This window comes from Pseudomonas rustica (assembly GCF_018336155.1).
Taxonomy (GTDB): Bacteria; Pseudomonadota; Gammaproteobacteria; order Pseudomonadales; family Pseudomonadaceae; genus Aquipseudomonas; species Aquipseudomonas rustica.
In genome coordinates, this window is sequence record NZ_JAGYHF010000011.1 from 128,384 (window position 1) to 155,286 (window position 26,903).

Annotated in this window: 23 protein-coding genes; 10 read left to right on the forward strand and 13 right to left on the reverse strand. The window is 58.8% G+C overall.

The window, feature by feature from the left end; genetic code table 11:
- The first annotated feature begins 10 nt into the window (after positions 1-10).
- The gene (locus KFS80_RS21085) at positions 11-208 is read left to right on the forward strand and encodes a YbdD/YjiX family protein (protein ID WP_003228401.1); all 198 of its coding nucleotides are present in this window, start codon (positions 11-13) and stop codon (positions 206-208) included.
- A gap of 124 nt (positions 209-332) precedes the next feature.
- A complete protein-coding gene (yjiA, locus tag KFS80_RS21090) occupies positions 333-1,304 on the forward strand; it encodes a GTPase (protein WP_212545794.1) in 972 nt (323 codons plus the stop codon).
- 101 nt (positions 1,305-1,405) lie between these two features.
- Here yjiA and KFS80_RS21095 read toward each other — a convergent pair whose 3' ends face one another.
- The 5 genes from KFS80_RS21095 to morA all read right to left on the reverse strand — a co-directional run bounded on the left by KFS80_RS21095 (position 1,406) and on the right by morA (position 9,915).
- Complete coding sequence (locus tag KFS80_RS21095; protein ID WP_212545795.1) at positions 1,406-2,116, reverse strand: GntR family transcriptional regulator; 711 nt, start codon at positions 2,114-2,116, stop codon at positions 1,406-1,408.
- Positions 2,117-2,135: 19 nt separating this feature from the next.
- On the reverse strand, positions 2,136-2,840 hold the full coding sequence (locus tag KFS80_RS21100) for a FadR/GntR family transcriptional regulator (protein WP_053124015.1): 705 nt from the start codon (positions 2,838-2,840) through the stop codon (positions 2,136-2,138).
- 85 nt (positions 2,841-2,925) lie between these two features.
- Entirely contained in the window at positions 2,926-4,239 is a 1,314-nt protein-coding gene (locus KFS80_RS21105) for a C4-dicarboxylate transporter DctA (protein WP_053124013.1), read from the reverse strand.
- A gap of 336 nt (positions 4,240-4,575) precedes the next feature.
- Positions 4,576-5,829, reverse strand: coding sequence for a serine hydroxymethyltransferase (gene glyA, locus KFS80_RS21110; RefSeq protein ID WP_007909785.1), 1,254 nt, complete (start codon positions 5,827-5,829; stop codon positions 4,576-4,578).
- 237 nt (positions 5,830-6,066) lie between these two features.
- Positions 6,067-9,915: a sensor domain-containing protein gene (gene morA, locus KFS80_RS21115; RefSeq protein WP_212545796.1), complete on the reverse strand. Its 3,849-nt coding sequence runs from the start codon at positions 9,913-9,915 to the stop codon at positions 6,067-6,069.
- Between the two features lie 285 nt (positions 9,916-10,200).
- Here morA and ettA point away from each other — a divergent pair, with 285 nt between their 5' ends.
- Both ettA and gdhA read left to right on the forward strand, forming a co-directional pair.
- Positions 10,201-11,865, forward strand: a complete 1,665-nt coding sequence (gene ettA, locus KFS80_RS21120) for an energy-dependent translational throttle protein EttA (RefSeq protein WP_212545797.1) — start codon at positions 10,201-10,203, stop codon at positions 11,863-11,865.
- Positions 11,866-12,215: 350 nt separating this feature from the next.
- On the forward strand, positions 12,216-13,553 hold the full coding sequence (gene gdhA, locus KFS80_RS21125) for an NADP-specific glutamate dehydrogenase (RefSeq protein WP_212545798.1): 1,338 nt from the start codon (positions 12,216-12,218) through the stop codon (positions 13,551-13,553).
- On the opposite strand, the gene KFS80_RS21130 is transcribed toward gdhA, so the two are convergent.
- The 4 genes from KFS80_RS21130 to KFS80_RS21145 all read right to left on the reverse strand — a co-directional run bounded on the left by KFS80_RS21130 (position 13,550) and on the right by KFS80_RS21145 (position 17,234).
- On the reverse strand, positions 13,550-14,044 hold the full coding sequence (locus KFS80_RS21130) for a GreA/GreB family elongation factor (RefSeq protein ID WP_212545799.1): 495 nt from the start codon (positions 14,042-14,044) through the stop codon (positions 13,550-13,552). The two genes, gdhA and KFS80_RS21130, sit on opposite strands and share 4 nt — an antisense overlap.
- Positions 14,045-14,114: 70 nt before the next feature.
- A complete protein-coding gene (locus KFS80_RS21135) occupies positions 14,115-14,471 on the reverse strand; it encodes a hypothetical protein (RefSeq protein ID WP_053124000.1) in 357 nt (118 codons plus the stop codon).
- A gap of 155 nt (positions 14,472-14,626) precedes the next feature.
- On the reverse strand, positions 14,627-16,480 hold the full coding sequence (locus KFS80_RS21140) for an Lnb N-terminal periplasmic domain-containing protein (protein ID WP_212545800.1): 1,854 nt from the start codon (positions 16,478-16,480) through the stop codon (positions 14,627-14,629).
- 265 nt (positions 16,481-16,745) lie between these two features.
- The gene (locus KFS80_RS21145) at positions 16,746-17,234 is read right to left on the reverse strand and encodes a DUF3015 domain-containing protein (protein ID WP_007909797.1); all 489 of its coding nucleotides are present in this window, start codon (positions 17,232-17,234) and stop codon (positions 16,746-16,748) included.
- Between the two features lie 300 nt (positions 17,235-17,534).
- Here KFS80_RS21145 and KFS80_RS21150 point away from each other — a divergent pair, with 300 nt between their 5' ends.
- Together KFS80_RS21150 and KFS80_RS21155 are read left to right on the forward strand one after the other, a co-directional pair.
- Positions 17,535-19,973, forward strand: a complete 2,439-nt coding sequence (locus KFS80_RS21150; RefSeq protein ID WP_053123997.1) for a Lon protease family protein — start codon at positions 17,535-17,537, stop codon at positions 19,971-19,973.
- A 310-nt stretch (positions 19,974-20,283) separates the two neighbouring features.
- A complete protein-coding gene (locus KFS80_RS21155) occupies positions 20,284-20,598 on the forward strand; it encodes a PA4575 family protein (RefSeq protein WP_053123993.1) in 315 nt (104 codons plus the stop codon).
- Positions 20,599-20,634: 36 nt separating this feature from the next.
- On the opposite strand, the gene KFS80_RS21160 is transcribed toward KFS80_RS21155, so the two are convergent.
- Complete coding sequence (locus KFS80_RS21160) at positions 20,635-22,464, reverse strand: hypothetical protein (RefSeq protein WP_159815773.1); 1,830 nt, start codon at positions 22,462-22,464, stop codon at positions 20,635-20,637.
- 159 nt (positions 22,465-22,623) lie between these two features.
- Here KFS80_RS21160 and KFS80_RS21165 point away from each other — a divergent pair, with 159 nt between their 5' ends.
- From KFS80_RS21165 to KFS80_RS21175, 3 genes are all read left to right on the forward strand, one after another.
- Entirely contained in the window at positions 22,624-23,112 is a 489-nt protein-coding gene (locus KFS80_RS21165) for a TIGR00645 family protein (protein ID WP_053123989.1), read from the forward strand.
- 134 nt (positions 23,113-23,246) lie between these two features.
- Complete coding sequence (locus tag KFS80_RS21170) at positions 23,247-23,552, forward strand: DUF6482 family protein (RefSeq protein WP_053123987.1); 306 nt, start codon at positions 23,247-23,249, stop codon at positions 23,550-23,552.
- A 122-nt stretch (positions 23,553-23,674) separates the two neighbouring features.
- Positions 23,675-24,292, forward strand: a complete 618-nt coding sequence (locus KFS80_RS21175) for a BamJ family beta-barrel-assembly machinery protein (RefSeq protein ID WP_008078561.1) — start codon at positions 23,675-23,677, stop codon at positions 24,290-24,292.
- 119 nt (positions 24,293-24,411) lie between these two features.
- Here the strand turns inward: KFS80_RS21175 and KFS80_RS21180 are convergent, their stop codons facing one another.
- The 3 genes from KFS80_RS21180 to KFS80_RS21190 form a co-directional block, all read right to left on the reverse strand.
- Positions 24,412-24,669, reverse strand: coding sequence for a PA4570 family protein (locus tag KFS80_RS21180; RefSeq protein ID WP_053123985.1), 258 nt, complete (start codon positions 24,667-24,669; stop codon positions 24,412-24,414).
- A gap of 207 nt (positions 24,670-24,876) precedes the next feature.
- Complete coding sequence (locus tag KFS80_RS21185; protein ID WP_008078556.1) at positions 24,877-25,218, reverse strand: zinc ribbon domain-containing protein YjdM; 342 nt, start codon at positions 25,216-25,218, stop codon at positions 24,877-24,879.
- 144 nt (positions 25,219-25,362) lie between these two features.
- Entirely contained in the window at positions 25,363-26,331 is a 969-nt protein-coding gene (locus tag KFS80_RS21190) for a polyprenyl synthetase family protein (RefSeq protein WP_007909817.1), read from the reverse strand.
- 240 nt (positions 26,332-26,571) lie between these two features.
- Between KFS80_RS21190 and rplU the strand changes: the two genes are divergently transcribed.
- A complete protein-coding gene (gene rplU / locus KFS80_RS21195) occupies positions 26,572-26,886 on the forward strand; it encodes a 50S ribosomal protein L21 (RefSeq protein ID WP_003176051.1) in 315 nt (104 codons plus the stop codon).
- The last annotated feature ends 17 nt before the right edge of the window (positions 26,887-26,903 follow it).

A 26,903-nucleotide genomic window follows, 5' to 3' on the forward strand; every position in this document is an offset into this window, starting at 1 on the left:
GGATTGCAGCATGTTCAATGACCTGAGTCGCCTCGGTAAATACCTCGGTCAGGCCGCGCGCCTGATGGTCGGCATGCCCGACTACGACACCTACGTCGAGCATATGCAAACCAAACACCCGGACAAACCGGTGATGAGCTATGAGATGTTCTTCCGCGAACGTCAGGAAGCCCGTTACGGTGGCAAGGGTGGGCCGAAGTGCTGTTGAGGCACATGATGGTTCAAGCAACACAAGCACTGTAGGAGCACAGCTTGCTGGCGAAGGCGATCTTGATGACGCCTTCGCTGGCAAGCCAGGCTCCTACAGTTTTTTTGCGTGAGGGAGATTTAATTTGTCAGCCCCAATCCCGGTCACGGTACTCAGCGGTTTCCTCGGCGCCGGCAAGACCACCTTGCTGCGCCACATTCTGAAAGCCGAGCACGGCCTGAAAATCGCCGTGATCGAAAACGAATTCAGCGACGCCGGCATCGACACTCAGTTGCTCGGCGACGAACCGGTGCAAGTCATGACCCTGGCCAACGGCTGCGTCTGCTGCACCATTCACACCGACCTGACCAAAGCGCTGTACCTGCTGCTCGAGCGTCTGGACAGCGGCGAAATTGCCTTCGATCGTCTGGTCATCGAATGCACCGGCCTGGCCGATCCAGCGCCAGTCGCCCAGACCTTTTTCATCGACGAGGAATTGCGCGAGCGTTACCTGCTCGACGGCATCATCACCCTGGTCGATGCCGCCCATGCGGATGTGCATCTGAGCCAGACCATCGCCCAGGCGCAGATCGGTTTTGCCGACCGCTTGCTGGTGAGCAAGACCGATCTGGTCGACGAGGCCACGTTCACGGCGTTGAGCGAACGCCTGACGCGAATCAACCGTCGCGCGCCGATTCGTGTGGTTGATCACGGCAACATCGAACTGGCTGAACTGCTCGATGTACGCGGCTTCAACCTCAACGCCGATCTGGGCGGCGGCTTGAGTTTGCGTCCAGTGAGTAAGGCGCCGTCGATCGATCGTATTTCCAGCCTGGTGCTGCGCACCGATCAACCGCTGGATATCGATCAGCTCAGCGAGTTCATGAATGAATTGCTGGAAGAGCACGGCAAGCAATTGCTGCGTTACAAAGGTGTGCTGAGCATTGCTGGCGAAGATCGTCGCTTGGTGTTTCAGGGCGTGCTGAAACTCTATGGTTTCGACTGGGACACCGAATGGGCCGAGGGTGAGGCGCGGGACAGTGTGATCGTGTTTATTGCTGATGATTTGCCGGAAGAGAAGATTCGGGCGGGGTTTGCCAAAGTCGTTTCTGCCTGATGGATCTTCTGGGTCAGGGCTGACGCCATCGCGGGCAAGCCTTGCTCCTACAGAGTTATGGGTATGACTTTGTAGGAGCAAGGCTTGCCCGCGATGGCAATCTACCCGGCAACACAAACTTCAAGGTCTGAACCCAATAGTGTCTGCTCAAGATGATCCAAATGCCGATTCATCAACATCCCGGCCCTGGAAGCATCCCCACATTCAACCGCCTCAACCAACGCCAAATGCTCCCGCCAAGCGCAACAGCTGTGCGCAGAACCCTCACACCGCGCAATCGCCAACGAAGTAAGCGGTACCAGACTGCCCAAAAAATGCGCCAACGGCACATTCCCCGCCATCCTCGCCAACGTCAGATGAAACTCCCCCGACAAGCGAATCGCCGCCCCGCGCCGATCCTGCTCAACCGCCAAACGCTCACGCTCGATCAACCCACGCAAGCGTTTCAAACCCTCAGCCTGCGGACGCTGACACGCCAACCGCACCAACGTGTTCTCGGCCAATCGCCGCGCATGCAAGGTCTGCCGCGTTTGCTCGCGATCCGGAGCCGCCACACGCGGACGATGATTGGCGCGCAGTACAACAACTTGCTCATGGCTCAGTTGCGTCAGCACCCGCCGCACGTCCGCGCGAGTCACGCCGAACATGTCTTTCAAACTGTCTTCGGTGAAACGGCTGTCCGCATCAAGGCGCTGTTCCAGAATCGCATCGAACAGTCGCGGGTAAAGATCCTCCGCCGGCGCGCGCAAACGAGAGAAGGGCAGGGGCGTCGTGCTCTCGCGAGTGTGCGACGCTGAAGCGAAACTGTTCATGGCCTGTCTCCTGTAGGAATCAGCGACTCAGGTTGTCATCCGGAATATTCAGCTCGATGCCCATGCGCTGACCTTCTTGCAGAATGTGCCGACGCATTTCCGCGCTGGCCTGCGCGCTGTTCTTGCTGCGGATCGCGCGTACCACGGCTTCGTTTTCTTCAAGGCGTTCGGCCAGATGTTCCGGGGAGTTGCGCAACACTTCGGCGCTTTGCTTGAGGGCATTGCTGGTTTGCTGCACCACGCTCTGGAAAATCGGGTTTGACGTCAGGGTGAACAGCTCTTCGTGGAAGGCGATGTAAGCGCTGACGCCGGCTTCACTGTCGCCGGCCTCAAGGGCTTCGCGCATGTCCATCAGGGTCAGGCGCAATTGGCCGACTTCCTTGCTGCTGATCGACTGCGCGACCAGACCGACAATGAATGGCTCAAGGGTGTAGCGCAGTTGCAGCACATCTTCGAGGCTCGCCCCGGCGACTGCGCTGTCGTGGCTTTGGCTGTCGCTGAGTTGTGCATCGAGGACGACCACGCCTTTGCCCGGCATCGAACGGACGAGGCCGAGGGTTTCCAGAACGATCACCGCTTCACGCAGGCTCGGGCGGCTGATGCCCAGTTGTTCGGCGAGTTCGCGCTGGCCCGGCAGCATATCGCCCGAGCGCCATTGGCCACGGGCGAGGGCGGCGCGGAGTTTTTCGACGACTGAGTTGACTACGGTTGATGTGGTTATCAAGGGTCTCGCTCCATTTGCCTGTAGGGCAGCACCGCAAACTCAAGATCAAAAGATCGCAGCCTGCGGCAGCTCCTACAGAGTTAAATCAGAACTCCTGCTGGTGCGCGGGAGTTGCTGGTTTACGCGGTTGAAAGGTGTAGCCCTGCTGACCGCTGAGTACTTTGTTGGCGCGTTGTACGTCGATGTCTTTTTCCCAACGGGCGATCGCAACCGTGGCGACGCAGTTTCCGATCAGGTTGGTCAGTGCGCGGCCGATGCCCATGAACCAGTCCACGGCCAACACCAATACCAGGCCGACCACCGGGATCGCCGGAATCGCGGTCAGTGTCGCCGCCAGAATCACCAGTGCCGAACCGGGAATCCCGTGGGCGCCTTTCGAGGTGATCAGCGACACCAGCAGAATCGTCAGCAAATCGGTCATCGCTAGCGGCGTACCGGTGGCGTTGGCGATGAACACGATGGCCAGCGTCAGGTAGATCGAAAAACCATCGAGGTTGAACGAGTAGCCGGTTGGAATCACCAGCCCTACCGTCGAGCTGCCGATGCCGAGGTGTTCGAGTTTGCGCATGATCTGCGGCAACACGGCGTCAGACGAAGCGGTGCCCATGACGATCAGCAATTCTTCACGCAGGTATTTGAGCAGCGGCCACATGCGCAGGCCGGACAAGCGCATGACAGTGCCAAGGATCAGCGCGACGAAAGCCATGCAGGTCAGGTAGAACAAACCGACCAGGCTGCCCAGATGCTGCAGCGAATCGAGGCCATATTTGCTGGTGGTGAAGGCGATGGCGCCAAACACGCCGATCGGCGCCAGACGCACGATCATGCCCATGATGCGGAAGATCACATGGCTCAGTTCGTTGATCAGTCGCGAGATCCCGGACGCCGCTTCGCCGACCAGATTCAACGCGCTGCCGAACAGCACCGAGAACAGCAGCACCTGCAGAATGTTGTTGTCGGCGAAGGCGCCGATCACCGAGGTCGGGATCAGATCCATCAGGAACTGCGTGGTGGTGTGCATGTGCTGGCCGCGCTGGGCGATGTCGCCCATGTCGGCAGCGGACAGCTGCTCCAGATGAATATTCGCGCCGCTGCCGATGCCGGTGCTGAAGGCGAAGACCAGACCGATCACCAAGGCGATGGTGGTGAGGATTTCAAAGTAGATGACCGATTTGAGGCCGATGCGCCCGACCTTCTTCAGATCGCCCGCGCCGCTGATGCCGCTGACCACTACGCAGAACACGATCAGGCCGATGAGCATCTTGATCAGTTTGATGAAACCGTCGCCGAGCGGTTTGAGCTGGGCCGAATATTCAGGAAGGGTCAGCCCGCAGACGATGCCGAGCACCAGTCCGAGAACCACTTGGAGGAAGATTGAACGCGAGCACCATCTGAGCATGGGAGGAATCCTGGTCGGTGTCCTGGCTGCCGTGCGCTTGAACGCATCAGATTCAGGACTTAATTATTGTGGTCTTACCGGTATGTCCAGTGCAGGCGCAGTCTACGCTCGGTTTTTTCGGGATGACAAGTGAAAACATGAAAATTGGCATGACCGGTCTGACCAGTGGCACCAGCCAAATGTAGGAGCTGCCGAAGGCTGCGATCTTTTGATCTTGTTTTTAAAATCCAGATCAAAAGATCGCAGCCTTCGGCAGCTCCTACAGGTGAATTGCAGGCGAAAAAAAACCGGCCAATCACTTGGCCGGTTTTTCATGCTGCGGATTTAACGTCGCAATTAAGCGCCGTATACCGGCAGTTTCTTGCAGATGGCTTTGACTTTCTCACGAACGGCGTCGATCACCGCTTCGTTGTTCAGGTCAGCCAGGATGTCGCAGATCCAGCCAGCCAGCTCTTTGCACTCGGCTTGCTTGAAGCCGCGAGTGGTCACAGCCGGAGTACCGAAGCGCAGGCCGGAAGTAACGAACGGCGAGCGTGGATCGTTTGGCACGGAGTTCTTGTTCACGGTGATGAAGGCTTTGCCCAGAGCGGCGTCAGCATCTTTACCGGAGATGTCCTGCTTGATCAGCGACAGCAGGAACAGGTGGTTCTTGGTACCGCCCGAAACCACGTCGAAACCGCGTTCGATGAACACTTCGGCCATGGCTTGGGCGTTCAGCACCACTTGTTCCTGGTAGGCCTTGAACTCAGGCTGCAGCGCTTCCTTGAAGCAGATCGCCTTGGCAGCGATCACGTGCTCCAGCGGGCCACCTTGGGCGCCCGGAAATACTGCGGAGTTCAGCTTCTTCTCGATGTCGGCGTTGGCGCGCGCCAGGATCAGGCCGCCACGTGGACCGCGCAGGGTCTTGTGCGTGGTGGTGGTCACGACGTCAGCGAAAGGCACCGGGTTCGGGTAGACGCCCGCGGCGACCAGACCGGCCACGTGAGCCATGTCGACGAACAGGTAAGCGCCGACTTTGTCAGCGATGGCGCGGAAGCGTGGGAAATCCAGAATCTGCGAGTAGGCAGAGAAACCGGCCACGATCATTTTTGGCTTGTGCTCAACTGCCAGACGCTCGACTTCGTCGTAGTCGATCAGGCCGTTGGCGTCGATGCCGTATTGAACCGCGTTGTACAGCTTGCCGGAGGAGGAAACGCTGGCGCCGTGGGTCAGGTGACCGCCATGGGCCAGGCTCATGCCCAGAATGGTGTCGCCACCTTGCAGCAGGGCCAGGTAAACAGCCGCGTTGGCTTGCGAACCGGCGTGCGGTTGAACGTTGGCGTAATCGGCGCCGAACAGCTCTTTGGCGCGGTCGATGGCCAGTTGCTCAACGATGTCGACGTACTCGCAACCACCGTAGTAACGCTTGCCTGGGTAGCCTTCAGCGTACTTGTTGGTCAGTACCGAGCCTTGAGCTTCCATCACCGCTGGGCTGGTGTAGTTTTCCGAAGCGATCAGCTCGATGTGTTCTTCCTGGCGCTGAGCTTCTTGCTCCATGGCGGCAAAAAGGTCGGCGTCGTACTTGGCAATAGTCAAATCACGGCTGAACATGGCGGTCCTCAAGGATCGGGGGGCAGAAAAGGGAGGCATTCTAACCCAACGGCTTTTGGATGGCATATGAAACGGCATCATGTCGCAGACAAGTGGCGTTCATGCGCGGATAGATGGTGATTGTGCCAGCCTGAAAAGATCGCAGCCTTCGGCAGCTCCTACATTATCCGAGGCGCACACCAATACCGTGACCGACATCAATCCCTGTAGGAGCTGCCTCAGGCTGCGATCTTTTCTTCAGTCGAACATGAACAGGGCGTCATTACTGAACTGCGCCTCAAACCGGCTCGCCGGCATCGGCCGCCCGAACAAATACCCCTGAACCTCATCGCAACCATGCTCGCGCAGGAAATCCAGCTGCTCGTGGGTTTCCACGCCTTCGGCAATCACCGCCAGATTCAGGCTGTGCGCCATAGCAATGATCGCCCGGGCAATCTGCGCGTCCTGCTCGCCGGATGGCAAACCGTCGACAAACGTGCGGTCGATCTTCAGCACATCGATCGGGAACTGCTTGAGGTAGTTCAGCGATGAATAACCGGTGCCGAAGTCATCGACCGCGATGCTCAGGCCGAGGTTTTTCAGCCCGGCAAGAATCTGCATCGCCTCGCTGACTTCGCGCATCAGAATGCTTTCCGTCAGCTCCAGTTCCAGACACGCCGGCGGCAGGCCGGTTTCGCGCAGGATCGTGGCGATCCGCGTGCCGAGTTGGCCGTCGGAGAACTGCCGCGCGGAAATGTTCACCGACACCTTCGGCACGCGCACACGGTTCTGGTGCCAGGTTTTCAATTGGCGGCAGGCCTCGCTGATCACCCAATCGCCAACGTCGACCACCAGACCGAGTTCTTCCAGCACCGGAATGAAATCCCCCGGCGGCACCAGTCCACGACGCGGGTGACGCCAGCGCAGCAGGGCTTCAGCGCCGGTCAGGCGTTTGCCGTCGCCGCTGAATTGCGGCTGGTAATACAGGACGAATTCGTCTTGTTCCAAGGCGTGGCGCAAATCGCTTTCCAGCTCCAGACGCTCCAGCGCACTGGCGTTCATGTCGGCCTGATAGAACTGGAAGTTGTTCTTGCCGCGTTCCTTGGCGTGGTACATCGCGGTGTCGGCGTTCTTCATCAACTGGCTGAGTTCGTTGCCATCCTGCGGACTCAGGGCGATGCCGATACTCGCAGTGACAAAAAACTCGCGGCCTTCCAGCACAAACGGTCGCACCAGGCTGGCAAGAATCTGCTCGGCGACATGAATCGCCCGGTTCAGCGCCAGTTCGCGGCTGGAACGGTGTTGCAGCAGCAAGGTGAATTCATCGCCGCCCATGCGCGCGACGGTGTCGTCGTTGTCGACGCAGGCCAGCAGGCGCGTGGCCATGTCTTTCAACATGCGGTCACCGGCGGCGTGACCGAGGGAGTCGTTGATCGGTTTGAAACGGTCGAGGTCGAGGAACATCAGCACCACCCACGACTTCTGCCGCTCCGCCGATTGCAGCGCCGTGTGCAGGCGATCCTGGAACAGCGTGCGGTTCGGCAAGTGGGTCAGGGCGTCGTAGTAAGCGAGGCGGTGGATGCGCTGTTCGCTGGCCTTGCGCTCGCTGATGTCGCTGAAGAAACACACGTAACTGGCCAGATCGCCTTCGTCGTCGAGCACCGCGGTGATGCCGACCCACGCCGGATAATGCTCGCCGTTACGGCGCTTCATCCAGACTTCGCCTTCCCAGGTGCTGTGCTGATGCAACTGCTTGAGCACGTAACGCAGATGCGCGTCCTGCTGCTCGTCGACCGTGAGCATGTTCGGCAATTGGTCGAGCACTTCGCTCACCGCGTAACCGCTGACGCGACTGAACGCTTCGTTGGCCTGAACGATGTAACCGGCCGGATCGGTGATCAGGATCGCCGAGGTCGAGTGTTCGAATACGGTGGCAGCCATGCGCAGGTCTTTTTCGGCGCGGCGCTGCTGGCTGATGTCGCGACCGACCCCGAGCACGCCTTCAAAACCGCCATGCTCATCCCACACCAAGACCAGACGCAGTTCGATTGGAATCTTGCGGCCATCGGCGCGCAGGCAGTCGAACAGAAACAATTGCGTCTGCACCTGACTGCGCAACAGCGCCAGTTGCTCGGGTTTATTCAGCGACTTGCTGACCCGATCCATCAGCGTGTAGATGCCGCTCAATTGCTGCGGGTTGGCAATGATCGATTGCCAGCCATTCTGGAAAATCCACTCGGCATCAAAGCCCAGCACAGCCTGCACCGACGGGCTGACGTAGTTCAGCGAGAGCTTGCTGTCGGTGGAGAAAATCACGTCGCTGATGCTTTCGGCGAGCATGCGATAACGCTGCTCACTGTCGCGCAGGGACTCGCTGGCCTCAATCTGCTCGGTGATGTCCTTGGCCACGCCGATGATCCGCGTGACCTGATCGTGCTTGTCGCGCGCCAGTGCCTGTTCGCGAATATCAAAGCGCCGCCAGTTGCCGTCGCGATGGCGGAAGCGCAGTTGGCACTGCAGCAATTGGCTGTAACCGGCATGGCGCTGGGATTGGCGCGAGCGGTGGTAATAATCGGCGTCTTCCGGGTGCAGAAGGATTTCCCAGAAATACTCGCCCATCTGGTGCAGTTCGGTGCGGTTGTAGCCGAGGGTCTGCCCGAGGTGGTGGTTGCTGAAAATCATTCGCTGGCTGATCACGTCCTGCACGTACAGATGATCCGGCACCGTGCGCACCACGTCCGACCAGAACCCTTCGCGCTCCAGCAACGACAGCTCGACCAGTTTGCGGCTGGTGATGTCGTTGATGCTGAGGATCACCGCCGTGTAATCGTGCTGCTCGGTCGGCAGGCGCAAGACCATCCACAGGTGTTGATCGCGGCCATTGATGTCCGCCAGTTTGATTTCCAGTTCCAGCTGCTTTTGCTGTTGCAGCACGGCGTCGAGGATTTGATTGCCGATCGCGCACTGACGGTGCGGATGACCGTCGATCAACAGTTGCCACGCTTGTTCGCAGGAATTGACGTTGAGCAGTTGCAACGCGACCTGGTTGACCTCGGTGACACGCAACTCTTGCAGCAATTGCTGGCGCTGCGCCGGTTGGTCGAGCCAGGCCTTGAGCTGGTCGCTGGTCTGGATCTGCGCTTTCTCGAAAACCTGTTTCAGGCCAGACAGATCGAGCACACACAACGCAACGCCGGTGCCTTCGAAAATATCCTGATAACGCCGGCGACCTTCATGCAACTGGCGCTGACGGCGGCGCATGTTCAGCAGCGCGATCACCGGCAGCAGCGAGAAGGCCAGCCCGAGCAGGCATTTGCCGATAAACGCCGGGAGCAATTCTTCGAGCACGCGCTGACGGTCGAACAGACCGCGCAACTGCCAGTCGCTGCTGCTCAGCGGCACAGTCAGCACCGTGTCGGCCAGATCGTCAGGGGAAAGCACGCTGGGCTTGGCCGAGGGCAACGCTTTATCGCGACTGACGATCTGATGGTTGATGCGGTTTTCCACCAGCCACAATGGGCGCAGGCCGGTTTCGCCCTGTTTGGTCAGCGAATCGAAAAACGTCGGCGTCAGGCGCAACGCCCAATAACCGCGCGAACTGCCGCTGGCCTGATGCAGCAACAGATGCACCACCGAGCCGTCATCGGCGTTACTGAAGTAATGCGCCTGAGCACGACTGCGCCGAACCAGTTCGGTGAGGTAATCGGCGTCATGGCTGTCGGCGGCGCTGTCGCTGAGGATTCGCCCGGAAGGACTGAGCAACGCCATGCTGCGCAGATCCGGCAGCGATTGCTGAAGTTTGCGCAGCAGCGCCTGCTGTTCGTCGGCGGTTTGCGGTTGCTCGACGATCGGTAGCAGGTTGAGAGCGATTTGCGCGTTCAGCGCCATGTTCAGGCTGACTTGTGAAGCGAGGTCGGCGGTGTAATCGATGGTGTACTGGCGCTGGTTTTTCTGGGTCTCGCGCAGTTGATCGAGCAGTTGCCAGAACAGCAACGCCAGCAGCAACAGCACCAAAGTCGCCAGCGCACCCTTTAATGTCCCGCGCAGGGGTGAGCCGGGCGCCGGAGGGGTGCTGCTCACAGAGGCTGGCGGAGTGACATTGGACAAGCTGTAATCCTGCGGTCTGGCTGGACTGGCGCGACGTGCACTATAAGCCGGACGCCCAAAGGGCGGCTAGCATGCCTTGAGTTGTGGCGAAGTGCCAGCCCCGCTCGGCTGGACTGCCTTCCGTCATTCAGGTAGCTTTGCCGGTTACGCGGGAGCGTTCCAGCTCCTAGACTCAGACTTTTTCAGCGCGCACGCATTGATAACCATCAAGTGAACGACGCGCATGGTCTGGCCGGGCATCGCCCGCGCTGCAATCATTCATCTGTCACTGACCCAAGGTTCTCCATGGCTCAATACGTCTTCACCATGCATCGGCTGGGCAAAGTTGTTCCGCCGAAGCGGGAAATCCTCAAAAACATTTCGCTGTCGTTCTTCCCCGGCGCCAAGATCGGCGTGCTCGGCCTCAACGGTTCGGGTAAGTCCACGCTGCTGAAAATCATGGCTGGCGTCGACACCGAGTTCGAAGGCGAAGCGCGCCCGATGCCGGAACTGAACATCGGTTATCTGCCGCAAGAGCCGCAACTTGACCCCACCAAGACCGTGCGTGAAGTGGTTGAGGAAGCGGTCAGCGTGATCAAGAACGCCCAGGCCCGCCTGGACGAGGTCTACGCGGCTTACGCTGACGAAGATGCCGACTTCGACAAACTGGCGGCTGAACAGGCCAAGCTCGAAGCGATCCTGCAAGCCAGCGACGGTCACAACCTCGATCGTCAACTGGAAGTCGCCGCCGACGCCCTGCGTCTGCCGGCGTGGGACGCCAAGGTCGAATTCCTCTCCGGTGGTGAAAAGCGTCGTGTGGCCCTGTGCCGCCTGCTGCTGTCCGCTCCGGACATGCTCCTGCTCGACGAACCAACCAACCACTTGGACGCCGATTCCGTTGCGTGGCTGGAGCACTTCCTCCACGATTTCCCGGGCACCGTGGTTGCGATCACGCACGACCGTTACTTCCTCGACAACGTCGCTGGCTGGATTCTGGAACTCGACCGCGGCGCGGGCATTCCGTACGAAGGCAACTACTCGGGTTGGCTTGAAGCCAAGTCCGATCGTCTGGCCGCTGAATCCAAGCAGCAGTCGGCACACGAAAAAGCCATGAAGGAAGAACTGGAGTGGGTGCGCAAAGGCGCCAAAGCCCGCCAGTCGAAATCCAAGGCACGTCTGCAACGCTTCGAAGAAATGCAATCGCAGGAATTCCAGAAGCGCAGCGAAACCAACGAGATCTACATCCCGGCCGGCCCGCGTCTGGGCGACAAGGTCATCGAATTCAAGAACGTCACCAAGGGCTACGGCGATCGCGTGTTGATCGACAACCTGTCGTTCTCGATGCCGAAGGGCGCGATCGTCGGTGTGATCGGCGGTAACGGTGCCGGTAAGTCGACCCTGTTCCGCATGCTGATGGGCAAGGAACAACCGGATTCGGGCAGCATCGAAGTCGGCGAAACCGTGCAACTGGCTTGCGTCGATCAGAGCCGCGACGACCTCGACGGCAGCAAAACTGTGTTCCAGCAGATCTCCGACGGCTCCGACCAGATCCGCATCGGCAACTACGAGATCCCGTCGCGCACCTACGTCGGTCGCTTCAACTTCAAGGGCGGCGATCAGCAGAAGTTCGTCAAGGATCTGTCCGGTGGTGAGCGCGGTCGTCTGCACCTGGCACTGACCCTGAAGGAGGGCGGTAACGTCCTGCTGCTCGACGAACCGTCCAACGACCTCGACGTTGAAACCCTGCGTTCCCTGGAAGAAGCCCTGCTGGACTTCCCGGGCGCTGCAATTGTGATCTCTCACGATCGGTGGTTCCTTGACCGCGTGGCGACACACATCCTCGCGTACGAAGACGACTCGCAAGCGATCTTCTTCGAAGGTAACTACACCGAGTACGAAGCGGATCGCAAGAAACGCCTCGGCGAAGCAGCTGCCCAGCCACACCGGGTGCGTCACAAGAAACTGGCCTGATTCGGGTTGGTTGCATAAAAAGCGGAGCCTTCGGGCTCCGTTTTTTTTTGCCCGGGTTTTTTCAGATGGATCGAGTCGCGGCATTCGCGAGCAAGCCCGCTCCCACAAGGGGAACGCATTCCAAATGTGGGAGCGAGCTTGCTCGCGAAGGCTGTATTCCGGTTGGTGCAAAGCTTGTTTTGTAAATCACCATTCAGGTGCAAAACAGGTCAAAAAATCCTCATGATTTATATCCTGTGCACCATTTAATTTCATATCCGCGACATTTCGCTCTATTCCTGTGCGCAATTGGTTTGTTACAGTCCGGCCCAATCTCTTCCAACGATAATAAATTTGCCGAGACTTTTCCCATGATCGAATCCGTCGAATCCTTCCTCGCCCGCCTGAAAAAACGCGACCCTGATCAGCCCGAATTCCACCAGGCCGTCGAAGAAGTCCTGCGCAGCCTGTGGCCATTTCTCGAAGCCAATCCGCACTACCTGACTTCGGGGATTCTCGAGCGGCTCTGCGAGCCGGAGCGTGCCGTGGCGTTCCGCGTGTCGTGGGTCGACGATCAGGGCAAGGTTCAGGTTAATCGCGGTTTCCGCATCCAGATGAACAGCGCCATCGGCCCGTACAAGGGCGGCTTGCGTTTCCATCCGTCGGTGAACATGGGCGTGCTGAAATTCCTCGCCTTCGAACAGACCTTCAAAAACTCCCTGACCTCGTTGCCCATGGGCGGCGGCAAGGGCGGTTCGGATTTCGATCCGAAGGGCAAGAGCGACGCCGAAGTCATGCGTTTCTGCCAGGCGTTCATGAGCGAGTTGTATCGTCACATCGGCGCCGACGTTGACGTGCCGGCCGGTGACATCGGTGTCGGGGCGCGCGAGATCGGTTTCCTCTTCGGCCAGTACAAACGCCTGAGCAACCAGTTCACTAGCGTGCTGACCGGCAAAGGCATGACCTACGGCGGCAGCCTGATTCGTCCGGAAGCCACCGGTTTCGGTTGTGTGTACTTCGCGGAAGAAATGCTCAAACGTCGCGAGCAAACCGTGGAAGGCAAACGCGTGGCGATCTCCGGTTCCGGCAACGTCGCGCAATACGCCGCGCGCAAAGTGATGGATCTGGGCGGCAAGGTGATTTCGCTGTCCGACTCCGAAGGCACGCTGTATTGCGAGGCGGGCCTGAGCGAAGAACAGTGGTCGGCGTTGCTGCAGCTGAAGAACGTCAAACGCGGACGCATCAGCGAATTGGCCTCAGCGTTCGGTCTGGAATTCCGCGCCGGTCAATTGCCGTGGTCGCTGCCATGCGATATCGCATTGCCGTGCGCCACGCAGAACGAACTCGACGCCGAAGCCGCGCGTACGCTGCTGCGCAATGGCTGCGTGTGCGTCGCTGAGGGCGCGAACATGCCGACCACGCTGGAGGCTGTGGATATCTTTATCGAGGCCGGCATTCTCTTCGCGCCGGGCAAGGCGTCCAATGCCGGCGGTGTCGCGGTGAGTGGTCTGGAGATGTCGCAGAACGCCATGCGTCTGCTGTGGACGGCGGGTGAAGTGGACAGCAAGCTGCACAACATCATGCAATCGATCCACCACGCCTGCGTGCACTACGGCGAAGAGAACGGTCGGATCAATTACGTCAAAGGCGCGAACATCGCCGGTTTCGTCAAAGTCGCCGACGCGATGCTGGCGCAGGGCGTGGTTTAAGCCGGTTCGATGCGGATCACTTCGATCACTTGATCGCCGGCGGGGCGCTGCCACAGCACCTCGTCGTTCAGCCGGGCACCGAGCAGCGCCCGGCCCAGCGGTGAACCCCAATTGATCAGGCCCTTCGCGGCATCGGCCTGATCTTCACCGACCAATTGCACGCGGCGTTCTGTGTCGTGCTCATCCGCGTAGGTGACCCAACTGCCGATCTGCACTTTGTCTCTGGACGTTGCCGGCACAGCCACTTGCGCACTGCTCAAGCGCTGATTGAAATAACGCAAATCCCTTTGCAGGTCGGCCAGCCGTTGCTTATCGGCTTGCTCACCCTTGGCTGATTGTTCGGCATGCAGACTTTGCAGTTCGGCGACTTTTGCCTGCAACTGCGCCAAGCCTTGTGACGTGACGTAATTGGGCTGGTCACTGACCTGCCGTTCAACCGGTTGATCGGCTTGTGCGGCGGCGTTGTCTTCGTTGACGAAAGCACGGCTCATGGATTCCTCCTCGTATGAGGTTTGGGCCATGCTCGCAGGCATTTGGTTTCACTGGATGTCTGGGAGCGACCTAGGGCGAGCGGTAAGCCCGCGCGGCGTCCTGATCTTTTTGCTGCTGCCAGGCGCGCTCGCGTTCGTCCCAATGCTCATTACGGTACTCGTCGCGATCCTTGTTTTCGAGCATCGCCTGACATTGGCGGAAGCCGTCAGTCCAGCCTTCGGCGTATTGCTTGTCTTTGAGATAGCGCGGGACGTTTTTGCGGAATTCGCCGCTGATCGAACCGGCAGCCTGGCGACCACTGACGCAACCGTCATCGAAACCGTCGGCAAAGGCCGGTGGGTAGCCTTTGGCGATCAAATCATCGTGGGTGGTCTGGCAACCGCTCACGAACAGCAAAACCCCCAGCAAACCCGCACACCGCCACATCGCACTCTCCTGAGCCGGTTGTCCGGCTTATAAGGAGAGTCTAGAAGCAGATTCATTAGTGGGGTGTGAAAGAAAGATCAAAAGATCGCAGCCTGCGGCAGCTCCTACAGGTGAAGCACATTGCAAATGTAGGAGCTGCCGAAGGCTGCGATCTTTTAATAGTGATACCACTTCACTTCGAGCATGACTTCCGTTTCCGGCGTGGCGATGTGGCTGAACTCGCGCTGCGCACTCAAGCGCAAACCAAGATTGCGCGACAGTTCCCACTGCTGATTCAGGCTCAAACTGCGCCGCACTTCGCCATTGGTGAAGTAATCACCCTTGGCCTCCAGGCTCATATTTCCCAGAGGATTGCGCCACAGCACGCCGGTATTGAAACCACCGGCCGGCGAAACAAATTCAGCAAAGTCATTGTTGTGCTCAACCCGCACGGTGCCCAGTGCAAACCCCAACACATCATCACCCAGCGCCCACGTGCCGCCGCCGCCACCATTCACATGGCTGACCAGCGTTTCGTCATCATGCTTGCCCGGCACGCGCTCAAGACCACCGGTGACTTGCCACGACAATGGCTGCAACAACTCATTACGCGGCGTCAGCGAGCGAATCGTCGCCAGATCCAGTTGCTGGAACTGCCAGTGATTGCCCTCGTACTGACGCAGCTTCATTTGCAGGATTTCAATCTGCGCGCCGAGCGGGAAGCTTTCGGCGTTGTCGTTGAGATCGTGATAAGCCATACGCAAACCGTACTCACCGAACGCACGGTCGCCACGGGTGCCGAGACCGGCCTGCCAGGTGCGCGATTCGTGGCCGTCTTCCGGCAAGCCCGGTTGCGGAATCTGCAGATCGGGTGCCGGGTTTTTATTGATCGCTCGCAGCAGTTCGAAACTGCGCTGCGCCCGTTGCGGATCACGTTCCTGGCCGTTGGCGCGGTAGCGTTCGAGGCGATACGCCGCGTCGATGATCAGTGCCTGACGATCGCGGGGCAGGGCTTTGAAGGTCGGCTCTTGCAGCACTTGTTGATCGGCGCTGACTTTCAGCACCCAATCCTGTTCTTCACCCGTCAACGGCTCGGCGCGGCTCAGCAACTCGCGCTCACGGGACGGACGATATTCAATACTTTCCACCAGCCCTGCTTCTTTCACCGCTTTCACGGTGTCGGTCGGAATTGCGGTCAGCGGGAATTGCTCGGTCAGGCGCAGACTTGGGCGAGCCACTTGCAGCAGCTCCAGCAAGCGGTACGAGCAGTTTTCATCGAAGAAGAAATAGTCGAACTGGATCTGCTTCAACTCCCACACATGTTCGACCATGCGTGCGGTTTCTTCTTGCGTCAGATTGAGTCGGTATTCCCACAGATCACGGTTTTCCAGGCTGCGGTATTCGGAGAGTTTTTCCTGATACGGCACCAGCGCGAACAGGCCCGGATAACCGCCCATCAAACCTTTCCAGGCGTAGAGGATGCTGTTGTCGGAACCCTCGATATAGGCGCCGAAGTTGATCGCGTAGCTGAGCAGCGAGGTCTTGTCGGCCTGCACGTCAGCTTGGTCGATGCGCAGCAAGGTGTGGCCGAACATCGATGACGGACTGTTCAAATACGCCGCCGGGAAGATCATCACCGCGCTGTGCGGCGAGACGTCCTTCATCCATTTTTTGTACTCGGCGCAATCAGGTGCCGGCAGATCTTTCAGATTGAGTTGCGCTTTCAGCCAGCGCGTGCGCGCCGGGTAAATGCACTGCGCGTGCTTTTCACCGAGACTGGCCGGGGCGTACAACGCTTGCACGGTCGCCGCCAATTCGTGATCGGGATGTTCATTGCCATCAGGCGCGAGAAAGAATTTCTTGTCGCTGACATAGCTGCGCCAGCCGCCGAGTTTGGCGGTTTCGTAATGACCGAGGGAAATCCAGAAGCGGTCGTTGGCCAGTTGCTGCAAACGTTGAGGGTCGACATGGGGCGCGGCGGACAGCGGGGCGCAGACACAGAGCGCCAGCCAGGCAAGGCGTTTGAGCATAAGTGGCAACTTAAGTCGAAAGAAAATAAAACCCGAATCGGGGGTTAACACTCCACCCTTGTGGCGAGGGGATTTATCCCCGTTGGGCAGCGAAGCGGCCCCAAAACCTATATCCCCAATGCACCAGTTATACCGCATGCACAGGTTCACGACTGCTGCGCAGCCGATCGGGGATAAATCCCCTCACCACAGGTTCAGCGTCACGGTGGAATCACTGCATAAAAAATAAAACCCGCTCCCCGAAGGAAGCGGGCAGGGGTCGAGCTTAAGCCTGCGTTGCGTACTTGGCCAGACGAGGATCCGATTTCAGTACGGCCAGGGTGTTGGTATGCACGTCTTCAGCGGTCACGTCAGCTTTGCTGAAGATCTGCTGGAAGTGCTCGTGAGTCACAGCAGCGAAGTGCGCACGATCTTCCGGCGCCACGCCCAGTACCACGGCATAAGTCGTCAGCGCTTCGCCGTTGCCTTTGGCCATGTCTTCGGACAGCTCGTTCATCATGCCATTCATGGCAAACCAGGATTTGCCGCCGTAGGTCAGCGACGCATTGGTCGAGCAACCGTTGGTGCCGGAAGTCATACCAAACGTAGCGTTACCGGAAGTGCCGTTAGTGGTGGAAGCGAGGAAGTGAGCAGGGGTGCCACGCTGACCTTCAAACAGCATGTTGCCCCAACCGCAATCCGGGCCGCCTGGAGCTTGCGCCATTGCGTTGATGGATACAGCGGTGAAGAGAGTACCGAGAAGAATCCGTTTCATAGCTTTGTTCTCTTTGTGTGCATACCAATGGACAGGGTTCTGGCCCCCAAGCGCTGTACAAGACAGACCCAAACGAAGCCAGTGGGCCGGTATTAGTTCCAGCCGCGCAGTTTGGAGTTTAGGCACGTTCCTGCGGTTCCGTGATTTTTTACAAAAGATTCGGTAATAACCCCGGTTTCAGGGGAGCCGGTGCGCAGAGATCCGGTTGTCTATGCTTTGTCACATGGCGCGCCTTGCCAGTGGGGCACGGGCAGCGCCAGAATGCGGCTATCTGCCCCGCCTGATTGTTAAGGAAGCCCGATGCCTGATCCTGTTGCTGCCAGCTTGCGTCTTGCGCCCGAAGCGCTGACCCGTCCGTTTTCCGCTGAACAGTTCAGCTTCACTACCACCAATGATCTGGAGCCCTTTCGCGGTGTGCTCGGCCAGGAACGCGCGGTCGAAGCCTTGCAGTTCGGTGTGGCCATGCCACGCCCCGGTTACAACGTGTTTGTCATGGGCGAGCCCGGCACTGGCCGTTTCTCGTTCGTCAAACGCTATCTGAAGGCCGAAGGCAAACGCCTGCAGACCCCGGCGGACTGGGTCTACGTGAACAATTTCGATGAGCCGCGCGAACCCCGCGCACTGGAGTTGCCATCCGGCACCGCCGCTTCGTTCATCGGTGACATCAACGGTTTGATCGACAACCTGCTGGCAACGTTTCCGGCCGTCTTCGAGCACCCGTCCTACCAGCAAAAGAAAAGCGCCATCGACCGCGCCTTCAACCAGCGCTACGACAAGGCCCTCGACATCATCGAGCGCCTGGCCCTGGAAAAAGACGTCGCCCTCTATCGCGACAGCAGCAACATCGCCTTCACGCCGATGCTCGACGGCAAGGCGCTGGACGAAGCCGAATTCGCCCAATTGCCAGAAGCTGATCGCGAGCGTTTTCACGATGATATTTCCGGGCTTGAAGAACGCCTGAACGAAGAACTCGCCAGCCTGCCGCAATGGAAGCGCGAGTCGAACAATCAGCTGCGTTCGCTCAACGAAGAAACCATCACGTTGGCGCTGCAGCCGTTGCTGTCGCCGCTGTCGGAGAAGTACGCCGAGAACGCTGCGGTCTGCGGTTACCTGCAAGCGATGCAGGTGTACCTGCTGAAAACCGTGGTCGAGCAACTGGTCGACGACAGCAAGACCGACGCCGTGGCGCGCAAGCTGCTCGAAGAGCAATACGCGCCGAGTCTGGTCGTCGGTCACCCAGTCAGCGGCGGTGCGCCGGTGGTATTCGAACCGCACCCGACTTACGAAAACCTCTTCGGTCGTATCGAATACACCACCGATCAGGGCGCGCTCTACACTACTTATCGTCAGTTGCGCCCGGGTGCCTTGCACCGTGCCAACGGCGGTTTCCTGATTCTTGAAGCGGAAAAAATGCTCAGCGAGCCGTTCGTGTGGGATGCGCTCAAGCGCGCCCTGCAATCGCGCAAGCTGAAAATGGAATCGCCGCTGGGCGAGATGGGCCGTTTCGCCACGGTCACGCTCAACCCGCAGCACATTCCGTTGCAGGTCAAAGTCATCATCATCGGTGCGCGGTCGCTGTACTACACGCTGCAAGACCTCGATCCGGACTTCCAGGAGATGTTCCGCGTTCTGGTCGACTTCGACGAAGACATCCCGATGGTCGACGAGAGCCTGGAGCAATTTGCCCAGCTGCTGAAAACCCGCACCTCGGAAGAAGGCATGGCGCCGCTGACCGCCGACGCGGTGGCGCGTCTGGCGACGTACAGCGCACGGCTGGCCGAGCACCAAGGGCGTTTGTCGGCGCGTATCGGCGATCTGTTCCAGTTGGTCAGCGAAGCGGATTTCATCCGCCATCTGGCTGGCGATGAAATGACCGATGCCGGCCACATCGAGCGTGCGCTGAAAGCCAAAGCCACGCGCACTGGTCGCGTGTCGGCGCGGATTCTCGACGACATGCTCGCCGGGATCATCCTCATCGACACCGATGGCGCAGCAGTCGGCAAGTGCAACGGGCTGACCGTGCTCGAAGTCGGCGACTCGGCGTTCGGTGTGCCGGCGCGGATTTCCGCCACGGTGTACCCGGGCGGCAGTGGCATCGTCGACATCGAGCGCGAGGTTAACCTTGGCCAGCCGATTCACTCCAAAGGCGTGATGATCCTCACCGGGTATCTGGGCAGCCGTTACGCGCAGGAATTCCCGCTGGCGATTTCTGCGAGCATCGCGCTGGAGCAATCCTACGGTTACGTCGATGGCGACAGTGCATCGCTGGGCGAGGCGTGCACGCTGATTTCGGCGCTGTCGAAAACCCCGCTCAAGCAGTGCTTCGCGATCACCGGCTCGATCAACCAGTTCGGTGAAGTGCAGGCGGTCGGTGGGGTCAACGAGAAGATCGAAGGCTTCTTCCGTCTCTGCGAAGCACGCGGGCTGACGGGCGAGCAGGGCGCGATCATTCCGCAGGCCAACGTGGCAACGTTGATGCTCGATGAGAAAGTGCTGGCGGCGGTGCGTGCCGGGCAGTTCCACGTTTACGCGGTGCGTCAGGCCGACGAGGCGTTGAGCCTGCTGGTCGGCGAACCGGCCGGTGAGCCGAATGCCGACGGCGAATTTCCGGAAGGCAGCATCAATGCACGGGTGGTCGAGCGCTTGCGCGACATCGCTGAAATGATCAGCGAAGAAGACCTCAAGGAAGCGGAAAAGGAACTGGCCCAAGAGGCGTTAGCCGAAGCAAAACCGGCCTAAGGTCAAACGCGGTCAAAACTGTGGGAGCGAGCCTGCTCGCGAAAGCGGTGTATCAGACGACGAATAAGTTGCCTGAAACTCCGCATTCGCGAGCAGGCTCGCTCCCACATTTGTTTTGTGTAATGACATCAAAATTCGCCACTACTCTGACGTCAAACTTCACACAATGACCATTCGGCGCCTGCTGGTTCTATCTGGCTTGCGCAGCGGACTTTTCTTCTATTCTCAGCTCAAGGATATCGACAGTATCACTGGATCGAGCCAGTCCTCCCGTGGGGGCTGAATACCGGCTTCACCGAGGGTCGCCGCCATGTCGCGCAACCTCTGCCTCACCCGTCAATGCCTGGGTCTCGTGACCCGCATCGAATGCGCCATCAAGCCGTTGGCCGGCGATAACGGCATGTGGACGCTACTCTTCGCCGCCGGTATGGCCGGCGAACAACCTTCCGCCATCAAAGCCCAGGGACCGTTTCACGGGCCGATCGCGGCCGAGTCGATTCTCGACACCATCGTTGAGAGCCTGACGCTGCACGGCTACGAACTGGCCGACGATCCGCAAATCTGGAGCCTGCACCTGCAAGCCCAGCTGCGCCAGATCAACGGAGGCCGCAGCCGCGCCCTGTAGGAGCTGCCGCAGGCTGCGATCTTTTGATCCTGTTCCTCAAGGCGCCGCGTCGGACGTCTGCGCCTTGTCGAGTTTGACCTCAAAACCATATTGCACGGTGGCGAGGTCGGTGCGCTGATAGGTTTCCACGTGAGTCGGGCGACCATAAAAATAATGCACGCCAACTAACGCCGGGCCCTCTGCACTGGCGTCGTGACTGACCGAAAGAATTTCCTTCAAATAATTACCGCTGTCGTCTTTGACGAAGTAGCGATATTCGTTGGCCGGAAACAATTTCAGATCCACCAGCAGCGTGTTGTTCTTGATCTCCAGCCCTTTGGGCAACGATTTTTCGTCGTAGGCCTGCTTGGCCACGGTCGCCAAAAACAGCGGCATCGAACCGACGGCAATCGCCGGGGTTTCCGGGAACAGATTCAAATCGTAAGTAATCGTCGCGCGCAACGGATCGACCTGGTACGCCTCGGGCGGCAGTTCGATCGGCTCGTCGAGTTTGCCGTTGTGCTTCTCGGTAAAGAACGTCACCGGGCTTTCGCCGGGGTTGAAATCGTCACCGAGCAATTCATCGTTGAACGTGCGGCGGTGGGAGAACTCGATGCGTGCGGCGCTCGGTTCTTCGACGGATTGATGGATGCGCACACCGGCCTTCAATTGCTCTTCGGTCAGGCTCGCGCCCTTGAGCCAGCTCACCGTCTGATCGTCGTAAACCGTCACCGGCAGATCCAGCGGCTGAATGGCTTTTTCCGTGGTGTGCTGTTTGAAGGCGCGGATCGGCAAGTCCAGCGCTTTACGCGATACGGTCACCGAAGAGAAATCCAGCACACTGACTTCCAGGGTTTCGATCGGGCCGTTGAAGTAGACCTTGTTGTAGCGCTTTGGATGTTTTTCCTCGAACGCCTGTTGCTCGGCAGTGAGCTGCTTGTCCAGCGCATCGCTCCAGGCTTTCTGCTGTTGCAGGTTCGTCAGTTGTTTTTCGTAGAACGCCACTTGCTCCGGGCTTTCGTTGATCGAGCCGGCACGCACCAGGTATTGACCGCTGGCATCGCGGGCCTGAACGATCATCGGATTGAGCTGCGCCTCAGCCACTTCCGGGGCCAATGGCTGACTGTTACTGAATTCGACTTCGGCGGAATTCTTTTCAAGCTTCAGCAGTTTCACGCTGAGGTTGTCGTTGGTGCGGGTCTGGCCAACGTCTTTCTGCGTCAGGTCGAAGCTGTACAGGCGACGCGGCGCGATGACTTCGAGCTTGCCTTGCAGGCTGACCGGTTGCGGCAGGCTCTTCTTGTCGACGTTCAGACCGTCGATGAACGGGTAGGTCACGGTCAGGTCATCGGGGTTGGTGACGTTGGAGCTGGACGGGCTGAGCTGAATGCCGGGATCGGTTTCCGACCATTCCGGCTGGTAGCCAATGACGCGTTTGTTACTCAGCGTGACCGACTGCCATTCGACGCCGTGAGGGAAAAGGAAGCCGCCGGGAATATTGAGGTTGAAAGGGAACACCGGTTGCAGGTCGGTGAGGTAGTCGGAGCTGGAATCCTTGTGCAGCACAAACAGGCCATTGATAAAGGTGTCGACCAATGCCTGCGGGGTCGGGTAGTGCTTGAGCACGCCGAGGGCGTCTTCGCCGTATTCGGTTTTCGCCGGGTTGCTGTCGAGTTTCTGTTTTGCGCGCTGGAGTAACAGCAATGAGCCGCCGAGTTCGCTGACGGCGTCCTTGAGTTTCGGATCGGTGATGGTGTCCAGTGACTGTTCGAACTTGGCGGTTTTCTCTTCAAGGCTTGTCGCGTGCTTCTCATCGCCGGGCGAGCAACCGCTCATCAGCAGCGCGAAGCAAATTCCGGCAGTTGTTATCGGCAATCGCACATCCATTTCCACGCATCCTGTCCAACGTCACTGGGCTTTCATAGGTTTGGACACTAGCAGAAATTCTTTGTCATACGTGCGCAAACGGCGGATTCAGGACGGTTTCTGGCGGTCATGGCGGGCTGGTATACTCGCCGCCATTTCCAGCCCCCAGTGTGAGATTCAATGGAACGCTTTATCGAAAACGCAATGTACGCCACGCGCTGGCTGCTGGCGCCGATCTACATCGGCTTGTCCCTCGGTCTGCTCGCGTTGGCACTGAAATTCTTCCAGGAAATCGTCCATATCCTGCCCAACGTGTTTGCGATGGCCGAGTCGGATCTGATTCTGGTACTGCTGTCGCTGATCGACATGGCGCTGGTCGGCGGCCTGTTGGTGATGGTGATGATTTCCGGGTACGAGAACTTCGTCTCGCAACTGGACATCGACGAGGGCAAGGAGAAGCTCAGCTGGCTGGGCACCATGGACTCGTCTTCGCTGAAGATGAAAGTCGCGGCGTCGATCGTGGCGATCTCTTCGATCCACTTGCTGCGCATCTTCATGGACGCCAAGAACGTCGATCCCGAGCACCTGATGTGGTACGTGATCATTCACATGACCTTCGTGATCTCGGCCTTCGCCATGGGTTACCTGGACAAGCTCACCAAGCACTGATCGTTTGTTGAACGCTGCAAAACACCGCCCGTCTGTTGCGAAACAGACGGGCGGTGTCGTTTGTGGCTTGTGCTTTCGGGCGCGCGGGCATATCCCTGTAGACGTCCTGATTCGCCACCGCGAGAGGTGCGCACATGAACCTGCAAGAGTTGAATGCGTTTGCCATTGCCAGGAAGGTCGATGAGCTGAATCTGATCTCCATGGAGGGCGGGATTTATCTGCTCGAAGCGCGCATGCATGGCGCGGCGTATCCTTTGAGTGATCCCAAGGGCAACATGCTGACGCTGCGTTCGGTGGAGCATGCGCGAGATTTGCTGCATGCCTTTCCGGTGCTGCCGTTCAACCTCGTACACACCTCGGTACATGATGAAATGTGTGGCCTGGGCGCCAGTGGCGAGGAAAGTCTGAAGGTACCGCTGGCCTGGCGTTCCGCCCTGTAGGCGCTGCGTCCCATCGCCGAAGCATCTGTGCTAGTCTGCTCGCCCTTTTGGTTCCGGGCGCGCCGGGACGCGCTGTGCACGCACGGCAAGTCTTGTGGCCGTCCGCACAGCGGAGCAGTGTCATGTCCGAAGTAAATCTGTCCACCGACGAAACCCGCGTCAGCTACGGTATCGGCCGTCAGCTAGGTGACCAGCTGCGCGACAACCCGCCACCGGGCGTTAGCCTGGACGCGATCCTGGCCGGTCTGACCGACGCTTTCGCCGGTAAGGAAAGCCGTGTTGGTCAGGAAGAAATGTCCGCCAGCTTCAAGGTTATCCGCGAAATCATGCAAGCCGAAGCGGCTGCCAAAGCTGAAGCCGCTGCTGGCGAAGGTCTGGCATTCCTGGCTGAAAACGCCAAGCGTGACGGCATCACCACTCTGGCTTCCGGCCTGCAATTCGAAGTGCTGACTCAGGGCGAAGGCGCCAAGCCAACCCGTGAAGACCAGGTGCGTACTCACTACCATGGCACGCTGATCGACGGCACTGTGTTCGACAGCTCCTACGAGCGCGGCCAGCCAGCAGAATTCCCGGTTGGCGGCGTGATCGCCGGCTGGACCGAAGCCCTGCAACTGATGAATGCCGGCAGCAAATGGCGTCTGTACGTGCCGAGCGAACTGGCTTACGGCGCGCAAGGCGTTGGCAGCATCCCGCCGCACAGCGTTCTGGTATTCGACGTCGAGCTGCTGGACGTTCTGTAATCCCGTGACCTTGTAGGAGCAAGGCTTGCCCGCGAAGGCGTCCGGTCAATCGACATCAATGTTGAATGAAAGACCGCTTTCGCGAGCAAGCTCTGCTCCTACAGGGTTTGTGTCGTGTTTCATATTTCGATCTTGTGATGCAGTTCATGGGTCGGGCGCAACGCCCGGGCGTAGCAGAACAGGAACAGATTGCGCACCAGTTCCTTGAGCACCATCGGCTCGCTGGAACTCAGGCTGCTGACATCCAGATCCCCTTGATCCTGCAGCTCATGCAAGGCTTCCTCTTCAAGCACCGCACAGACCTCGCCGGTTTCCCGGTGGAGGATCCTGAGGTAAGGGTGTGGGCGATCCAGCCAGGCGTCGATCAAATAAGTCATGGTTCTCATCTCCATTGAAGGTGTTTGATGAGAATAATTCTTATTATCGAAATAGCAAGCGCCTATTGGCGGATTCTGATTTTTTCCGGGTAAAGATTGCGTAAGGTCAAAACGGCTGGCGTTTGGCTATTGCGTGGATTTATTGAGGTACGGCGGGGGAGGGTGAAGCTCCATCCCACGGCTGGCGCGGGATGGATGACAGCGCAATCAGACTTTTCTGACGAACTCTGATTTGAGTTTCATCGGGCCGATGCCGTCGATCTTGCAGTCGATGTCGTGGTCGCCATCGCACAGGCGGATGTTCTTGACCTTGGTGCCGACCTTGACCACCAGCGAGGTGCCCTTGACCTTCAGATCCTTGATCACAGTGATGGTGTCGCCGTCCTGCAGGACGTTGCCGACCGAATCTTTCTTCACGGTGTCATCGGCGGCCACTTCGGCTTCACCACTGGCGGACCACTCGTGGGCGCACTCCGGGCACACCAGTTGGGTACCGTCTTCGTAGGTGTATTCGGAATTGCATTTCGGGCAGGGTGGCAACGTGCTCACTAAGGCTCCTTGGGAGGGATCGCTAAAAGTCGCACATTGTATAGGGTTTTAGCTGTTCAGGCAGTCAAAAGCAAAAATCGCAGCCCCGACAACCCCTGTAGGAGCTGCCGAAGGCTGCGATCTTTTGATCTTGCTACAGCGATATCAGTGCGTGCGGGCGACCGCAAACTCACTCAGTTCAACCAGTGCATCGCGATACTCGCTTGCTGGCAGCGCTTCGAGGCACTTGATCGCACGGGCCACATAATCGCGGGCCAGTTGCGCGGTGTACTCCAGCGAACCGGAGGCTTCCACGGCAATGCGGATGCTTTCCAGGTCTTCGATCCCGCCTTTCTGAATCGCCTGACGCACCAGTGCAGCCTGTTCCGGCGTGCCTTCGCGCATGGTGTAGATCAGCGGCAGGGTTGGCTTGCCTTCGGCCAGATCGTCACCGACGTTCTTGCCAAGAGTTTCCGCGTCGCCCTTGTAGTCGAGCAGGTCGTCGACCAGTTGGAACGCCACACCGAGGTGATCGCCGAAAGTGCGCAGGGCTTCGCTCTGCTCAGCTGTGGCACCGGCCAGCGCCGCAGCGCTGTGGGTCGAAGCCTCGAAAAGCATCGCGGTTTTGCCGCGGATGACTTCCATGTAGGTTTCTTCGGTAGTGCTGGCGTCGCGAACCTTGGACAGTTGCAACACTTCGCCTTCAGCGATGATGCGCGTGGCCTGGGACAGGATCTTCATCACCGGCATCGAACCCAGTTCGACCATCATTTCGAACGAGCGCGAGTACAGGAAGTCGCCGACCAGCACGCTCGGAGCGTTGCCCCACATGGCGTTGGCGGTCGAGCGGCCACGGCGCATGCCGGACATGTCGACAACGTCGTCATGCAGCAGGGTCGCGGTGTGCAGGAATTCGATGGTGGCGGCGAGCAGACGCATGTCGTCGCCTTCGCGACCCAATGCCTTGCCACACAGCAACACTAATAAAGGACGCAGGCGTTTACCGCCGGCCGAGGTGATGTAATCGCCGATTTTCGATACCAGCGGTACTCGGGAAGTCAGCTGCTTCTTGATGATGCCGTCGACGGCGCTAAAATCGTCCGCCACCGCGCGGTAGAAAGCTTGGGGTTGCATCAGAGACAGTTGCTCCAGAAGGGTTGCGCGGCATGCTAGGACCCCCACCCGGACCTGTCAAGGCGCGATGGACGGCCTCTTGCAACACTTCAACAGCTTGCGTACAATCGCGCACCCTGAACTTCCTGGGCAGCACCTGCCTTACGCAATTGCAATCAGGCCTTCCAGCCTTATGCAGCCATGCCAGCCAATACCTCTTCTTATAAAGAGCTGGGTGAGCAGGATTATCGGAGAAATACCATGTCGTACGCAGTAATTGTTACTGGTGGCAAGCAATACAAAGTCGCCCCAGGTGAATACCTGAAGATCGAAAAACTGGAAATCGCTACCGGCGAATCCGTTACTTTTGATCGCGTTCTGTTGGTCGCCAATGGCGATGACGTGAACATCGGCGCTCCAGTTGTTGCTGGCGCTACCGTTGTGGCTGAAGTGATCTCCCAAGGTCGTCACGATAAAGTCCGCATCATCAAGTTCCGTCGTCGTAAGCACCACATGAAGCGTATGGGCCACCGCCAGTGGTACACCGAGATCAAAATCACCGGTATTCAGGCTTAATTTCAGCCTAATTCCTC

Bases quoted from the DNA above. Each gene is read 5' to 3' on its own strand.
- KFS80_RS21085 (WP_003228401.1), top strand. From the start codon at position 11: ATGTTCAATGACCTGAGTCGCCTCGGTAAATACCTCGGTCAGGCCGCG.
- KFS80_RS21095 (WP_212545795.1), bottom strand. From the start codon at position 2,116: ATGAACAGTTTCGCTTCAGCGTCGCACACTCGCGAGAGCACGACGCCC.
- KFS80_RS21105 (WP_053124013.1), bottom strand. From the start codon at position 4,239: ATGCTCAGATGGTGCTCGCGTTCAATCTTCCTCCAAGTGGTTCTCGGA.
- glyA (WP_007909785.1), bottom strand. From the start codon at position 5,829: ATGTTCAGCCGTGATTTGACTATTGCCAAGTACGACGCCGACCTTTTT.
- ettA (WP_212545797.1), top strand. From the start codon at position 10,201: ATGGCTCAATACGTCTTCACCATGCATCGGCTGGGCAAAGTTGTTCCG.
- gdhA (WP_212545798.1), top strand. From the start codon at position 12,216: ATGATCGAATCCGTCGAATCCTTCCTCGCCCGCCTGAAAAAACGCGAC.
- KFS80_RS21130 (WP_212545799.1), bottom strand. From the start codon at position 14,044: ATGAGCCGTGCTTTCGTCAACGAAGACAACGCCGCCGCACAAGCCGAT.
- KFS80_RS21135 (WP_053124000.1), bottom strand. From the start codon at position 14,471: ATGTGGCGGTGTGCGGGTTTGCTGGGGGTTTTGCTGTTCGTGAGCGGT.
- KFS80_RS21140 (WP_212545800.1), bottom strand. From the start codon at position 16,480: ATGCTCAAACGCCTTGCCTGGCTGGCGCTCTGTGTCTGCGCCCCGCTG.
- KFS80_RS21145 (WP_007909797.1), bottom strand. From the start codon at position 17,234: ATGAAACGGATTCTTCTCGGTACTCTCTTCACCGCTGTATCCATCAAC.
- KFS80_RS21150 (WP_053123997.1), top strand. From the start codon at position 17,535: ATGCCTGATCCTGTTGCTGCCAGCTTGCGTCTTGCGCCCGAAGCGCTG.
- KFS80_RS21155 (WP_053123993.1), top strand. From the start codon at position 20,284: ATGTCGCGCAACCTCTGCCTCACCCGTCAATGCCTGGGTCTCGTGACC.
- KFS80_RS21160 (WP_159815773.1), bottom strand. From the start codon at position 22,464: ATGGATGTGCGATTGCCGATAACAACTGCCGGAATTTGCTTCGCGCTG.
- KFS80_RS21165 (WP_053123989.1), top strand. From the start codon at position 22,624: ATGGAACGCTTTATCGAAAACGCAATGTACGCCACGCGCTGGCTGCTG.
- KFS80_RS21170 (WP_053123987.1), top strand. From the start codon at position 23,247: ATGAACCTGCAAGAGTTGAATGCGTTTGCCATTGCCAGGAAGGTCGAT.
- KFS80_RS21175 (WP_008078561.1), top strand. From the start codon at position 23,675: ATGTCCGAAGTAAATCTGTCCACCGACGAAACCCGCGTCAGCTACGGT.
- KFS80_RS21180 (WP_053123985.1), bottom strand. From the start codon at position 24,669: ATGACTTATTTGATCGACGCCTGGCTGGATCGCCCACACCCTTACCTC.
- KFS80_RS21190 (WP_007909817.1), bottom strand. From the start codon at position 26,331: ATGCAACCCCAAGCTTTCTACCGCGCGGTGGCGGACGATTTTAGCGCC.
- rplU (WP_003176051.1), top strand. From the start codon at position 26,572: ATGTCGTACGCAGTAATTGTTACTGGTGGCAAGCAATACAAAGTCGCC.